The 15338-nt window shown below is 46.5% G+C and carries 13 protein-coding genes; 8 read left to right on the top strand and 5 right to left on the bottom strand.

Annotated elements, in window-relative coordinates:
- Nucleotides 1-283 precede the first annotated feature (283 nt).
- The 3 genes from cgtA to hemE all read left to right on the top strand — a co-directional run bounded on the left by cgtA (nt 284) and on the right by hemE (nt 3781).
- Entirely contained in the window at nt 284-1498 is a 1215-nt protein-coding gene (gene cgtA / locus NGM44_RS01525; RefSeq protein WP_253223930.1) for an Obg family GTPase CgtA, read from the top strand.
- Between the two features lie 9 nt (nt 1499-1507).
- Nucleotides 1508-2638 (top strand): glutamate 5-kinase, encoded by a 1131-nt coding sequence (proB, locus tag NGM44_RS01520; RefSeq protein WP_253224591.1) that lies wholly within the window; start codon nt 1508-1510, stop codon nt 2636-2638.
- Nucleotides 2639-2710: 72 nt separating this feature from the next.
- Nucleotides 2711-3781, top strand: coding sequence for a uroporphyrinogen decarboxylase (gene hemE / locus NGM44_RS01515; protein WP_253223929.1), 1071 nt, complete (start codon nt 2711-2713; stop codon nt 3779-3781).
- Nucleotides 3782-3844: 63 nt separating this feature from the next.
- Here hemE and NGM44_RS01510 read toward each other — a convergent pair whose 3' ends face one another.
- Nucleotides 3845-5131: an acetyl-CoA C-acetyltransferase gene (locus tag NGM44_RS01510; RefSeq protein ID WP_253223928.1), complete on the bottom strand. Its 1287-nt coding sequence runs from the start codon at nt 5129-5131 to the stop codon at nt 3845-3847.
- A gap of 276 nt (nt 5132-5407) precedes the next feature.
- Between NGM44_RS01510 and NGM44_RS01505 the strand changes: the two genes are divergently transcribed.
- The 5 genes from NGM44_RS01505 (at nt 5408) to folD (ending at nt 10559) form a co-directional block, all read left to right on the top strand.
- Nucleotides 5408-6778: a 3-oxoacyl-ACP reductase gene (locus NGM44_RS01505; protein ID WP_253223927.1), complete on the top strand. Its 1371-nt coding sequence runs from the start codon at nt 5408-5410 to the stop codon at nt 6776-6778.
- Between the two features lie 82 nt (nt 6779-6860).
- Entirely contained in the window at nt 6861-7754 is an 894-nt protein-coding gene (locus NGM44_RS01500; RefSeq protein ID WP_253223926.1) for a MaoC/PaaZ C-terminal domain-containing protein, read from the top strand.
- Between the two features lie 31 nt (nt 7755-7785).
- Nucleotides 7786-9051: a serine hydrolase gene (locus tag NGM44_RS01495; RefSeq protein WP_253223925.1), complete on the top strand. Its 1266-nt coding sequence runs from the start codon at nt 7786-7788 to the stop codon at nt 9049-9051.
- Between the two features lie 45 nt (nt 9052-9096).
- Nucleotides 9097-9633: a hypoxanthine phosphoribosyltransferase gene (hpt, locus tag NGM44_RS01490; RefSeq protein WP_253223924.1), complete on the top strand. Its 537-nt coding sequence runs from the start codon at nt 9097-9099 to the stop codon at nt 9631-9633.
- 71 nt (nt 9634-9704) lie between these two features.
- On the top strand, nt 9705-10559 hold the full coding sequence (folD, locus tag NGM44_RS01485) for a bifunctional methylenetetrahydrofolate dehydrogenase/methenyltetrahydrofolate cyclohydrolase FolD (RefSeq protein ID WP_253223923.1): 855 nt from the start codon (nt 9705-9707) through the stop codon (nt 10557-10559).
- A 194-nt stretch (nt 10560-10753) separates the two neighbouring features.
- On the opposite strand, the gene NGM44_RS01480 is transcribed toward folD, so the two are convergent.
- From NGM44_RS01480 to NGM44_RS01465, 4 genes are all read right to left on the bottom strand, one after another.
- A complete protein-coding gene (locus NGM44_RS01480) occupies nt 10754-12526 on the bottom strand; it encodes a sodium:solute symporter family protein (RefSeq protein ID WP_253223922.1) in 1773 nt (590 codons plus the stop codon).
- A gap of 3 nt (nt 12527-12529) precedes the next feature.
- Nucleotides 12530-12787: a DUF4212 domain-containing protein gene (locus tag NGM44_RS01475; RefSeq protein ID WP_253223921.1), complete on the bottom strand. Its 258-nt coding sequence runs from the start codon at nt 12785-12787 to the stop codon at nt 12530-12532.
- A 545-nt stretch (nt 12788-13332) separates the two neighbouring features.
- Nucleotides 13333-14325 (bottom strand): IS110 family transposase, encoded by a 993-nt coding sequence (locus NGM44_RS01470; RefSeq protein ID WP_253223031.1) that lies wholly within the window; start codon nt 14323-14325, stop codon nt 13333-13335.
- A 387-nt stretch (nt 14326-14712) separates the two neighbouring features.
- Entirely contained in the window at nt 14713-15327 is a 615-nt protein-coding gene (locus tag NGM44_RS01465) for a 3'-5' exonuclease (protein ID WP_253223920.1), read from the bottom strand.
- Nucleotides 15328-15338 lie beyond the last annotated feature (11 nt).

The raw sequence follows: 15338 nt of genomic DNA, 5'->3' as shown, positions 1-15338 counted from the left end.
GTATCTTTAAGAAAAGTTGGAAAATAATAAGTTCGCTTTTGAAAAGGTGTAGTTTTTTTAAGAAAAAATTAATCCTGATTTAGTGTATCAAGTAAGCGATTTTAATGGCTGGATAAAACCACCAAATACCCCAATTTGGTGGTTTTGCTTTGTCTGCTCAATAATCCCCCAAAATCTGCCAAACTGTGCTAAAATACATTACTATGCCCAAATTTTGTGCGGTGGGTGGTCGCACGGGCGAAAGATTTTTTATTTAGTCAGAATTTAGTTAGTTGGAAAAGATATGCGTTTTATTGATGAAGCTGTGATCAGCGTCAAAGCAGGTGATGGCGGTAATGGGATTGTGAGTTTTCGCCGTGAGAAATTTGTCCCAAAAGGTGGGCCAGATGGCGGTGATGGTGGCAAAGGCGGTGATGTCTATGCCATCGCTGATGATAATACCAATACGTTGGTGGATTATCGTTATACCCGTAAATTCGAAGCTCGCCGTGGCGAAAATGGCGGCAGCAAAAACTGCTCAGGCAAAGGCGCGGATGATATTTATTTGGCGGTGCCGATTGGTACGACGATTATTGATACCGATTTGGATTTGGTGATTGGTGATTTGACCGAAAAAGGCCAAAAAATTCTCATCGCCAAAGGGGGCGACGGCGGATTTGGTAATACCCGCTTTAAATCCAGTACCAACCAAGCACCGCGGAAAGCCACACCGGGCTTCCCAGGTCAAGCCAAAAACATCAAGCTTGAGCTAAAAGTCGTCGCTGATGTCGGCTTGATTGGTCTGCCAAATGCTGGCAAATCAACTTTTATCCGTCAAGTGTCGGCAGCTCGCCCAAAAGTAGCAGATTATCCATTTACCACGCTTGTGCCAAATCTTGGCGTGGTCGATGTCGGCACGCACCAGTCCTTTGTGATGGCGGATATTCCAGGTCTGATTGAAGGTGCGTCCGATGGCGCAGGTCTTGGTATTCGTTTTCTTAAGCATGTGGCGCGTACTCGTCGCCTGCTCCACATCGTCGATGTACAGCCGATTGATGGCTCAGATCCTGTAGCGAACGCTGAGATTATTCTAAATGAACTTGAGAAATTCTCGCATGAGTTGTCACAGCTACCGCAGATTTTGGTATTGAATAAAATTGACCAAATCCCTGAAGAAGAACAAAATGCAGTCTGCACCGACATCGTCGCTCGCCTAGGCTGGACGGGTATGGTGTTTCGCACATCGACCCTGACTGGGGATGGTGTGGATGCAGTGAAGTTTCATCTGATGAGCGCCATCGAAGAAGAGCGTGAGCGTGAAATCGAAGACCCAATCTTTGCCGAAGCGCAGGCCGAACGCTTCCGTCGTCTTGAAGAAGAAGTGCGTCACAACACCGAAATCCAAAAAGAAGCCTATCGTGCGATGCGTAAAGCACAGCGTGAAGGCATCAGTGATGATGACGATGACGATTTTAATGAAGATGATTATGATGTCAAAGTCGAGTACGCACCGTACTGATTGGGCTTGATGGATGGCATGATGGATAAGCGCATGAACACCAAACGCATCGTCGTAAAAATCGGCTCATCACTTCTGACCAACAACGGTCGGGGGCTAGATCGCACGGCGATTTATGAATGGGCAAGACAAATCGCCGAGCTACAAAACAGCGGTCATGAAGTGCTACTGGTCTCAAGCGGTGCGGTGGCTGAAGGGGTGGTGCGAATGAATCTGCCTGAGCGGCCCAAAAAGCTAGAAGCCTTGCAGGCGTGTGCATCCATCGGGCAGATGGGGCTGATTGAGACTTGGTGGCAAGCATTGATCCAAAAAGGCGTGCAGTCGTCACAAGTACTGCTGACCCATGATGATTTATCCCATCGTTCTCGTTATCTGAATATCTCACAGACCATCGCTCAGCTGATGGAGTGGCGTGTCGTGCCAGTGATTAACGAAAATGACACCATCAGCTATGATGAGATTAAGTTTGGGGATAATGACAGTCTTGGGGCGATGGCAGCGGCGATGATTCATGCCGATTTGTATATCATCTTGACTGACCAAGATGGCGTATTTACCGACAATCCCCGCACCAATCCTGATGCTAAGCTGATCGAGCAAGAGTGCGCGATGGCGGATTATTTGTTCGATGTCGCAGGTGATGGTGGTAAATGGGGTAGTGGTGGTATGCTGACCAAAATCCGTGCCGCACGTCTAGCTGCGATGAGTCAATGCCAAACCGTGATTGCCAGTGGCAAGGTGGATGATGTGATTATCCGCTTGGCTCGTGGCGAGCGTATCGGCACGCTACTGACGACTGATAGCACGGATAAACTGATTGCCAAAAAACAATGGCTGGCTGCACATATCCGCATGGCAGGTACGCTGATTATCGATGATGGGGCAAAAACCGCCATCACGACCAATCACAAGAGCCTGTTGCCGATTGGTGTGATCGAGGTGCAGGGTGATTTTGATGCAGGCAGTGTGGTGCAAATCGTCGATACTGCCAAAACTCGCATTGCTGTCGGTCAAGTCGGCTTTTCATCAGAGGATGCTAAATTAATCATCCAAAAAAACTCCGCCCAAATCAAGGCCATTTTACCGCATATCGATGAAAAATCCGTGATGGTGCATCGAGATGAGATGGCGATTTTATAACGATTGAGTTGAGAAATTTTAAAATTAACACTTGCTAATGATCACCAATGATTTGCTAATTTAGGATAAGCTATGACCGAATTTGCTCCACTAAAAAATGACCGCCTACTGCGTGCCATTCGCTTTGAGCCTGTGGATACGACACCTGTGTGGATGATGCGTCAAGCAGGGCGTTATTTGCCAGAGTACAAAGAAGTCCGCGCGCAGGCTGGGGATTTTTTGAGTCTATGTAAAGACACTGATAAGGCAACCGAAGTGACTTTGCAGCCGCTGCGTCGTTTTGAGTTGGATGCGGCAATTTTATTCAGTGATATTTTGACGATTCCTGATGCCTTTGATTTGGGTCTATATTTTGCCGAAGGTGAAGGCCCTAAGCTTAAAAAGACCGTCCGCACCGAAGCGGACATCGCCGCCTTGCCAAAGATTGATATGAATTCATCGCTGGATTATGTGATGAAAGCAGTAACAAGCATTCGCACAGCATTGAATGGTCAAGTGCCGTTATTTGGTTTCTCGGGCAGTCCGTGGACATTGGCGACTTATATGGTCGAGGGTGGTTCTAGCCGTGAGTTTCGTCATACTAAGCAGATGATGTATGCCACACCTGAGCTACTGCACGCACTGCTGACCAAGATTGCTGATGCGGTGGTGGATTATCTGGATGCCCAAATCCGTGCAGGGGCGCAGATTGTGCAAATTTTTGATAGCTGGGGTGGAGCGCTTGGTCATCACCAATTTGCCGAATTTAGCCATCGCTACAACAAAGATATCGTCAAGCGTCTAAAAGCCATCCATCCTGAAGTGCCTGTGGTACTATTCACCAAAGGCGGTGGGCTGTGGCTAGATATCCAAGCCGACAGCCAAGCCGATGCACTGGGACTGGACTGGACGATGCCACTGGATAAGGCACGCCATACACTATCAGCACTGAACGCCAAAAAAGCCCTACAAGGCAACCTAGACCCTGCGACCATCTACGGCACACCTGATGCCATCCGAGCTGAAGTCAAGCGTATGCTGGATGATGCTTATGTGCTGGATAAGACAGGTTATGTGGCGAACTTCGGGCATGGCATCACTCAGTGGTCAAATCCTGATCATGCCAAAGCCTTTATCGATGCGGTGCATGACTATCAGATTTAAACAGCGTCGGACTAAAAAAGACTTGGTATGTGCCAAGTCTTTTTTTATTGTGGGTTAAATATCTTAACGCTCCAAAATACAAGTCACGCCTTGACCACCAGCTGCACAGATAGAAATCAATGCACGACCCGAGCCTTTTTGGGCAAGTAGCTTGGCAGCAGTTGCCAAAATGCGACCGCCAGTCGCTGCAAATGGATGTCCTGCAGCTAGGCTTGAGCCATTGACATTCAGCTTACTGCGGTCAATCGCCCCTAGCGGTGCATCCAATCCTAGACGAGTTTTGCAAAAATTCTCATCTTCCCAAGCTTCCAGTGTGGATAGTACTTGTGACGCAAAAGCTTCATGAATTTCATAAAAATCAAAGTCTTGGAGTGTCAGACCCGCCTTGGCAAGCATCTGCGGTACGGCATAGGCAGGTGCCATGAGTAGACCTTCGGTAAGACGATTTTTACCAATAAAATCCACTGCAGCTGTCTGTTGATGGGTGATATATGCCAGTGGTTCATAGCCATGCTCCGCCGCCCATGCTTCGCTAGATAGCAGTACACAAGAGGCACCGTCGGTCAGCGGTGTGGAGTTACCTGCGGTCATGGTTGGATTGGCATTCTTTTTGCCAAAAGCAGGTTTTAGCGTACCAAGCTTTTCTAGCGTGGTATCGGCACGCAAGTTATTGTCTTGAGTCAGTCCTTTATATGGCGTAATCAAATCATCAAAAAACCCTTCTTGATAAGCACGCGCCAAATTTTGATGGCTATTAAAGGCAAGCTTATCTTGATCGGCACGGCTGATATCCCATTCTAGTGCTGTGATGGCTTGGTGCTCACCCATGGATAGCTGTGTGCGAGACTCACCATTTTGTGGAAAGGCAATTAAGTCTTTTGGATTGATACTGGCAAGTGCCGTCAAGCGATCTTTGGCAGTTTTGGCATTGCCAAGGCGGATCAAGGCTTTGCGCAGTCCATCACCGAGTGCAATCGGTGCGTCCGATGTGGTGTCTGTACCGCCTGCGATGCCGCTGTCAATGATGCCAAGCGCGATTTTATTCGCGACAGCAAAGGCAGACTGCAGCCCTGTGCCGCACGCTTGCGAGATGTCATAAGTGGGTGTGGTGGCAGGCAGACGCGTGTTCAGCACCGCTTCACGCGTCAAGTTCAGATCATTGCTATGCTTAAGTACAGTACCTGCAACCACTTCACCGATTGGCTTATCAGCCAAATCAAATCGCTCAATCAAGCCATCCAAGGCAGCGGTGAGCATATCGATATTGCTTGCGTCAGCGTACGCGCCATTACTGCGCGCAAAAGGGATGCGATTACCGCCGATGATGGCGACTTTTTTGATTTGGCTCATGAGATTCTTCCTTAAAAAATGATTGAATATCCTAAGCATACCACCTTTACTGCTTAAATGCGAAAAGTTTTCACCTATTATAATAAATAGTTATGAAAAATTGAGTTTTATAAACCAAATTTTTATAGGTATGAATTTTGGCTGTACATCGTCAAGATTTTTGTAATAATAGGGCTTAACTGTGATAAAATAAACAGTTATTATTTGTAATTTATCAAGAATAAACATCGATCAGCCTTGGCGGTAAAGGGCGATTTAATAACAAAGGAGCAAAATATGAGCGATCGTTATGGTGAATTGGTACAGTCATCAATCGGCAGAAAAGTAGCCAAAAATCTGGGCCTGCCGATGCCGATTAAGCTTGACCGCTATGAGCTGGGACAGCCTGTGGTGCGCGGCGAAGTGGCGTTGGGATTGTCACTTGGTGATGACAGCAGTGTGCGCGATGAGTTGGCGCGTATTTTGGCAGGGCATGATGCCAAGGTGTCTTGTAATCAGGCTGATATTTTCACCGCTAAGGCAGGTAGTTTAAGCGAGCGATTGACGGATGAGAACGCGCGCTTTAAAGTGGCGATTTTTGATGCGACCAATATCCGCACGGCAGCCGAGCTTAAGCAGGCTTATGAATTTTTCCACGCGATCGCCCGTTCGATCAAATCATCAGGCAGAGTGATTGTCATTGCGCGTCCCGAGTGCTGCACAGGTACAGACATTGGCTTTGCGATGGCTCAGCGCGCACTGCTTGGCTTTGTCAAATCGATCGGCAAAGAGTTCAAAAAAGGCATCACCGCCCAAGTGCTGTATGTCCAAAAAGGCGCGGAATCTGAGCTTGCGCATACGCTGAATTTCTTCATGTCAGCCAAATCTGCCTATGTCTCAGGTCAAGCGGTGGTGATCAAAAAATCTGCCCAAGCCACAAGTGATACTTTGGCAGGCAAAAAGGTGCTAGTCACAGGCGCAAGTCGCGGTATCGGCAAAGCAATCGCCCAAGTGCTGGCGCGTGATGGCGCGAAGGTGTATTGTCTAGATGTGCCACAAGCTTTGGCAGATTTGCAAGCGGTGGCAGGCGAGATTGGCGGTTTTGCATTGCCGCTTGACATCACCGATCCAGATGCGGGTAGCCAAATCATCAAAGCGTGCGGCGTGCTGGATGGCGTCGTGCATAATGCAGGCGTGACGCGCGATAAGACTTTGGCGAAGATGAGTGATGAACAGTGGGATCTGGTGATGAATATCAACCTTGCTGCCATCGCCAATATCAATGCGCATCTGCTTGATGCCAATGGCTTATCTGACGCTGCGCGCATCGTCTGCGTGTCAAGCATCTCAGGCATTGCAGGGAACTTGGGTCAGACCAACTACGCGATGAGTAAGGCTGGGGTGATTGGGCTTGTGGAAGCGACCGCCAAGCTATTTGCTGATTCGGCGCGTACGATTAACGCTGTCGCCCCTGGATTTATCGGGACCAAGATGACAGGTCAAATCCCATTTGCCATCCGTGAAGCAGGCCGTCGTATGAACTCAATGAGCCAAGGTGGTGAGCCTGTGGATGTCGCTGAGACCATCGCATGGATGATCGCGCCACAAGCAGGCGGCATCAATGGCAACATCGTCCGCGTCTGTGGTCAGAGCCTATTGGGTGCATAATTTAGTATTTATAAATAAATCGTGCTGATTATGCTAATACACTTAATATAATCAGCACGATCAAAAGCCAAAAGGAAGTGTTATGTCAGATTTGCAATTTAAAGAATTGCCAAAAATACACACAACTTATGCCAATGTCATCAAAAGCCTATTGCCGCATGGTGACAGCAAGGCAAGCGAGTTGCCGACGGCGGTGTATAGCGTCGAGAAACTGGTGATCGACCAGGGTAATCTGCGCGAGTATCGCAAGATTTGCGGCTTTATGGATGATGGGCGTGTGCCTGCGACTTATTTTGCGGTGCTGTCGCAGACTTTGCAGATGAATATGATGGCAAAGCCTGATTTTCCTTTTGCGATGCTAGGACTGGTGCATATCCACAACAGCGTTACGCAGCATCGCGTGATTTTCGATACCGAGACGGTGTCGATGGCGGTACGATTGGATAATCTTAAGGCACATGATAAGGGGCAGCAGTTTGACTTTATCACCACGGTATCGATTGGTGATGAAGTGATTTGGCAAGGCGTATCGACTTATCTGTCGCGCCAAAAAAAGAGCAAGCAAGAACGCGCTGCCAATCCTGCCAAGCCTGAGACAGCCAACCCTAAGCCTGAAGTGATCGAAGGCGGACTGCATACTGTGGTTGATGTACCTGAAGACATCGGTCGCCGTTATGCGTTTGTCTCAGGGGATTTTAACCTAATTCACCTACACCCATTGTCAGCGCGTGCGTTCGGCTTTCCAAAGGCGATCGCGCATGGAATGTGGACCAAAGCCAAATCACTGGCACTGCTATCCAAAGCCTATAAACTGCCTGCTGCTTATACGGTGGAAGTGGCGTTCAAGCAGCCTGTCTTTTTGCCATCGAAAGCTGAGCTGATCAGCGATGTGCCGTGTGATTTGGGCATTGAATTTGGGCTGTATGCCGTCTCTAGCGATAAGCCGCATTTGGTCGGCAGCATCGCTTTTTTGTGATTGATTGTAAATAATAATAAAAGAATAGATTATGTCAAATTGGCAAGATTTTGAAGATATTTTAAAAAAATTACAACTCGACGATGCGCCTGCTGGCGGTGCTTTGGTGATTTATCATCAAGGCAAAAAAGTCGTCGATACCGCTGTGGGTCAAGCGCTGCCTGAGCTGCCGTGGTCATCATCAACTTTATCGGTGAATTTTTCGATCGGTAAAGGCGTGATGGCGACTTTGATCGCGGTTTTGGTCAGTCGTGGGCTTGTGCGCTATGATGTGCCGATTGCGACTTATTGGGCAGACTTTGTCCAAAATGGCAAGCAAGACATCCGCCTGCAAGATGTTTTAACTCATAGCGCAGGCTTATTTGACATCACAAGCGTCACTACCGATGCCAATGATTTGCTTGATTGGCAAGGTATGACAAGTAAAATCGCCGCCATGCCTGTGGGTGTGCCACGCGGACAAGCGGAGCAGCAGTATGCCAGCGCGTACAGTGCTTTGGTCTCAGGTTGGGTCTTGGGCGGTGTGGTCGAGCGCGTGACTGGCATGAGCGTCAATGATGCACTGGATACTTATTTGGCACAGCCTTTGGGCGTATCGGCCGAGCTGTTTTATGGTGTACCTGAGTCGTTGGTGGCACAGATTGCCAAGCCAGAACGCTATTTTTATGAATTGCCAACCGAAAACACACCGCGCCGCAAGCCTGTACTGAAGCCTGATAGCCCAGAGACGCTTGCGACCCTTGCGCATTTGCCAGCAGCACAGCTTTGGCAGCCTGCACTCGGTGATGCGCCGATCAGCACTGCTGCGGTGAATCGCTTGTACTTTGACACCAGTCGCATGAACCTTGCCAATTATAAAAATGCACTCATGCCAAACAGTCGCGATGGGCTAGAATATCACCGCTCCGATGTACTGATGGCGTGTATTCCTGCGGCAAACGGCGTCTCTACCGCTAATGCACTTGCCAAAATCTACGCCATGCACGCCAATAATGGCGTGGTGGATGATAAGGTGCTGATCGATGCTGATACTTTATCACAGATGCGCACGGTGCATACCGATGGATTTGATGCGGTCATGCCTGCTAATATGCGTTGGCGAATGGGTTTTCATCGTGTGTTTAGTCTACAAAACACCGACGCCGCCTATGGACACATGGGTTATAATGGCTCGGTGGCGTTTTGTGACCCTACTCGCAAGCTGTCTTTTGTTTTTATTCATAATTTTGATACCACGATGCTTAATGATATTCGCCAATTTGCATTATCAGAGATGGCATTGGGTATTGCACAATGATTCACCTTAATTTATAAGTATCACAATTTTATCTTAGGAGTAGCCATGAGCGAACCGCGTCAGATGAATGTCATGATTTCTGCTGAAGAAATCTCAAAGCGTGTTAAAGAATTGGGCGAGCAGATCAATGCTCATTACAAAGACAGTGATAAAGAGCTGATTTTGGTGGGTTTGCTGCGTGGTTCGGTGATTTTTATGGCGGATTTGTGCCGTGAAGTCACTAAGCCACATGAAATTGATTTTATGACTGTATCAAGTTATATTAACAAAAGTACTGTCTCAAGTGGCGATGTTAAAATCATCAAAGACTTGGACAGCGAAATCAAAGGCAAAGATGTACTGATTGTTGAAGACATCATCGACTCTGGTCGCACCTTGTCAAAAGTCGTGGAAATCCTACAAACTCGTGAGCCAAATTCAATTGAGCTATGCACTTTGGTGAGTAAGCCATCACGCCGTGAGATTGAGATGTCTGTCAAGTTTATGGGTTTTGAAGTTGAAGACCGCTTTATCGTGGGCTATGGTCTGGATTATGACCAAAAATATCGCCATCTACCTTTCATTGGTGAGATTGGGTTGTGATACGACTAGCAAATTTCCCTCAAATTGACTATAATTTCCCAATCTTTAACCCAAACTTATACAGGTGAGCTATGGCATTGGTACTAGACGGCAAAGCATTGGCAGCACAGATTGAAAATGAATTAAAATCGCGTGTTGAGACTTATAAGGCAAAGACTGCGCGTACGCCGATTTTGGCGACGATTTTGGTGGGTGACGACCCAGCATCAGCGACTTATGTGCGCATGAAGGGCAATGCCTGTAAGCGCGTGGGCATGGACAGCATTCGTGTCGAGATGCCTGAAAGCACGACGACTGAAGAACTACTTGCCAAGATTGATGAGCTCAATGCCAACCGTGATGTGCATGGGATTTTGCTACAGCATCCAGTGCCTGCTCAGATTGATGAGCGTGCGTGCTTTGACCGTATTAGCTTGGCCAAAGATGTCGATGGCGTGACCTGTCTAGGTTTTGGTAATATGTCGATGGGTGAGCCTGCTTATGGTTCATGCACACCGCAGGGCATCATGCACTTGCTGAATCACTACAATGTTGAGTTGGCTGGTAAGCACGCTGTCGTCGTCGGTCGTAGTGCCATTCTTGGTAAGCCAATGGCAATGATGCTGCTGAACGCCAATTGCACCGTTACCATTTGCCACTCTAAGACCAAAGATTTGCCAAGCCATATCGCCAATGCTGACATCGTCGTCGGTGCGGTCGGCGTGCCTGAGCTAATCAAAAAAGACTGGATCAAGCCTGGTGCTGTGGTGGTGGATGCAGGTTTTCACCCGACGGATACAGGCGGCTGCGGTGATATCGAGCTGGGTGGTATCGAAGCGGTGGCATCGGCATACACACCAGTACCAGGTGGTGTCGGTCCAATGACGATCAACACTCTGATTCGCCAAACAGTCGAAGCTGCCGAAAAAGAAGCAGGATTGGCTTAATCATCATTTTGTTGTGATGATCCATGCACTCAATCAATTGGGTGCATTTTTTGCAACTTATCTGTGTCGTTGTCTTTTTGGCTGGATTGGTTTTGATTTATGCTTTTGGGTGATGTGATAGTAATAATTGCGACTTAGTCACCAAAAACAAAAGCCGCCCAAGTGGACGACTTTTGAGAAGGTGGGTAGGTTGATTAGTGATCAACAGCAGCACCAGCACCTTTTGGATAGCGGACGCTTTCGACTAGGTCTTGTACTTCTTTTGGTGGCGGTGGTGTCATAGATGACACGATGAACGCAACCACGAAGTTGATCAAAGCACCGATAGCGCCAAATGATAGTGGTGAGATACCCATGATCCATTCTGCTTCGACGTTTTCGAAGGTGTTGGTACCAGGGATGAAGAACCAGCCCATGTACAAGAATACATAGATACAAGTAATCGCACCACCAACAATCATACCTGCTGTTGCGCCTGCAGAGTTGATGCGTTTTGAGAAAATACCCATCATCAAGGCAGGGAATAGGGTAGAGCCTGCGATACCAAAGGCAACAGCAACAACCTGAGCGGCAAATCCTGGTGGGTTGATACCTAGGTAAGTCGCAACAGCGATTGCCACAGTCATTGAGATACGAGCCGCCATCAATTCACCTTTATCAGTAATATCAGGCTTGATGGTTTTCTTGATCAAGTCATGCGAGATCGCAGATGAGATCGCAAGTAGCAGACCTGCAGCGGTAGATAGTGCAGCAGCCAAGCCACCAGCAGCAATCAGACCGATAACCCAGCTTGGTAGGTTTGCAATTTCAGGGTTTGCTAGTACCAAGATGTCGTTGTTTACGGTTAGCTCATTACCAGCCCAGCCTTTTTCGGCAGCGACAGTATTATTGAACTCTTCGTTCTTGTCATTATAGTACTGGATACGACCGTCGCCGTTTTTGTCTTCAAACTTCAATAGACCAGTATTTTCCCAGTTGGTCATCCACTCAGGACGCTCAGCATGGACAAGCGTAGGGGCATCGCGACCTTCTGGATAGACGGTGTTGATGATGTTTAGGCGCGCCATAGAGCCGACCGCAGGGGCTGTGGTATACAGTAGGGCGATGAAGAACAGTGTCCAGCCCGCCGAAGTACGCGCATCAGAGACCTTTGGTACAGTAAAGAAGCGGATGATAACATGTGGCAAACCAGCAGTACCCACCATCAATGACATGGTCAGTAGGAACATATTAAGCTTATTTGGCACATCAGCGGTGTATTGATCAAAGCCAAGATCGGTGACCAGCATATCAAGCTTTTGTAGCAGCGGTACACCACTTGCGACATCTGTGCCGAACATACCGATTTGTGGGATTGGGTTGCCAGTTAAGTTCAGCGAGATGAAAATCGCAGGCACCATATAAGCAATCATCAAAACGATGTACTGCGCCACCTGAGTATAGGTGATGCCTTTCATACCACCAAGTACAGCATAGAAAAGTACAACGACAGCCGCGATCAATAGACCTGTGGTGCTATCAACTTCTAAGAAGCGCGAGAACGCAACGCCTGCACCAGTCATCTGACCGATAACATAAGTGGTACACGCTAGGATCAAGCACACGACAGCGACAAGGCGCGCGGTCTTAGAATAAAAGCGATCACCGATGAAATCAGGTACGGTGAACTTACCGAATTTACGCAGATACGGCGCAAGTAGTAGCGCAAGTAGTACGAAACCACCTGTCCAACCCATCAAATATGCCGATGCGGCATAGCCACCCATGGCAAGCATACCTGCCATCGAAATGAACGAAGCCGCACTCATCCAGTCAGCGCCTGTTGCCATACCATTGACCACAGGGTGTACGCCACCACCAGCGACATAGAACTCTTTGGTAGAGCCAGCGCGCGCCCAAATCGCGATACCGAAGTACAGCGCGAACGACGCACCAACAAATAGAATATTAATCCAAAACTGACTCATGGCTTAGTCCTCCGTCACGCCAAATTCTTTATCGATTTTGCCCATGCGCCATGCATAGAAGAAAATCAATAAAATAAAGACAATCATAGAGCCTTGCTGACCAAACCAAAAGCCCAAATCAGAACCACCTACTTGGATACCGGCAAGCATCGGGCGTAGCCAAATGGCAAAGCCGTGCGAGCAAAGTAGCCAAAGAACAAGGCAAAGGATAATTAAGCGAACATTGGCTTTCCAATATCCTTGTGCATCATGTTGTGACATAAAAATCACTCCTTATGAAAGCGCAGGGATTTGGAACCAAAACGGTGAAGTGAATTGCAAATCCCTGCAAATTATTCCATTGTTGTCGATCCGCTTTTAATCATTCAATAACAACAACACACTCAAGAACATCATATTCCATCATTGTGGTGAAAAAATTGATCAACAATCAGTCAGTCTGAACCAGCACTTGATAACTCATTCATAAAGATTGATTATACAAAAACGGATGTTTATAGCATAACACAACTTGTGGCAATTGCAATACATTTGTATCGAAAAATTGTTAAAACTTGCCAATTTGTAACGGGTTGTAATGAGAAAATTTATAAAAATATTCTTATTTATCAATGAGTTAATATTTTAGGAAGTTATAACATCAATACTTGAATTATGCAGAAATTTTTTAAGTTATGTAGATTGTGCAAGACACAGGGGTGGGGTAATGATGGGTTTTAGCAATTTTTAAGATGAATTTTTAATGAAGTAATTTAATAAAATTAAAAAAATGCGTAGATACCATCTCCCAACCCCAAAGTCAAACCCTAAATTGCCTGAATTTGTGGTTGGTAGGGAGTTTGGTGCTTAATCACACCAAAACAGATTTGAACCAATTTACGCATACACGCACATAAAGCCTGCATTTTGCATTTGCCATTTTGTTGTAAGTGTTCATACTGGTCTTTAATATCAGGATTGTATTGAGTAGCCACCACTGCTGCCATGTATAATTTGGCACGAATGCTTGAATTGCCGGTTTTAGCCAGTCTTGACCTGCCCTTAAATAAGCCTGATTCTTGCTGCTTGGGAATTAGTCCTAAAAAGGCGGATACTTGCTTAGCATTATTAAATTGTTTGGTATTAAACAAAGCAAGCATTTGTCTTGAGATGACTTGTCCTACACCTTTGATGCTTTGTAGTAACGCCTGATCAGCTTTGAGTTTGGGGTGGCGTTTGATGTGATTATCTATATCGTCATTTAATGCTTTGATGGCTTGTTTCAGATAGGCAATAACCGCATCAATGGAATCTTTGACTGCCTTTGGTGTGTCAGTTGCCTCTGCTTTTTCTTTACGATTTTCCTCTCGTTGTAAGTCTTCATGTAACGCATCAAGACGAGACAGCAGAGATTTTAAATGACGAGCTTCATGACTTGGGGCAATCCAGATATCGGGCTGTGTGGTTGCACCGTATTTGGCAAGGATGATACTGTCTTTTTTATCGGTCTTTTGTCTAACACCCAAGCTGTCAGCATAGTGTTTGACAAAAGCAGGATTAATAATACTCACCTGAAAGCCTAAGTCATATAAGTAATAGGCTAGGTTTTCATGATATACTCCTGTGGCTTCTAGGACGATGTGAATGTCGTTAAAACTGACATCAGAACCCAAATTGTCTGCTAGCCAATCGCTAAGCTGTATAAAGTCTTCAAGTGTGTTGTCAAAGATTTTGGTTTTGACTTTCATGCTTGATAAGTCTTTGAGCCAAGCCACATCCAGTTTATGTTTACTGACATCAACACCGATGTAATAAGTCATTGCATCTATCCTTGTTCATTCAGCATCATTAATTGTATGACAATCAAGTGCTTGGATACCATTCAGATTTACGATGAAAAGGAAGTTACTTGGGTTTAATCTACAAAACAGCATCAAAGTACTTAGGGTGCGTAAAAACTCACAAGTAACTTAGGTTGATGGTATAATCTACCATGCTACCACCAAGATAGCTAGTCTTAGGTGGTAAGATACAAGGGTGTGTTGAACGCACCATTTTGTCACAAAAAGCAAGGCGCGTCCCACATGGTAATTCATCAAAAGTGTCTGATTTTATATTAAGTAGTTTTGTAAATTGACACTAAGTTGCTTGTTGGTGCGTTGAACGCACCCTATAGCCAGAGTGGGATTTTTAAAAAAAGCAACAAACTACACACGCCGATGCTTGAGCGCAAGATACATCATTGCCACATTGATGGCATCATTGAGTGCATCATGGCGTGGCAAGTCAGGAATGCCAAGGGTTTTCACCATATTTGCCATGGTCAAATCCACTTCTGCATCATAATATTTGTGCTTGGTTTCTTGGGCGTGGAACAGCCGCGAGACTTCGATTTGCTCTTGGGGCAGGATGATACCAAGCATCGGTTTTAAGAATTTATTCACCATCGCCACATCATATTCCAAAAAATACCCAACGAGCGGACGACCACCGACGAAGTGCAGAAATTCTTCTAATGCCGCTTCAATCGTCACGCCACTGCTCAGATCCTTGGGGCGAAGTCCATGAATGGTGACATTGGTCGCTTCCATCATGCCTTCAGGCTTGATCAGAATCTCAAAAGCTTCACTGGTCAAAATGCGATTACCGCGAATTTTTACCGCGCCGATGGAGATGATTTGTGCTTCGGCGACATTTAGGCTTGTGGTTTCACAATCAAAACTCACGAGCTCATCAGGATGGCTTTGGTACAAAAAATCATAATCAGGATTTTTAAGCTGTTTGCGATAATAACTGTGGCGCAATTTGTCAAAAAACTTCATCAAATCGCCCC

The sequence above is a fragment of the Moraxella sp. FZFQ2102 genome, assembly GCF_024137865.1.
In the GTDB taxonomy this organism is placed as follows: domain Bacteria; phylum Pseudomonadota; class Gammaproteobacteria; order Pseudomonadales; family Moraxellaceae; genus Moraxella.
Note: the sequence above shows the minus strand (reverse complement) of the source record. Positions and strands in the feature narration are given on the sequence as shown.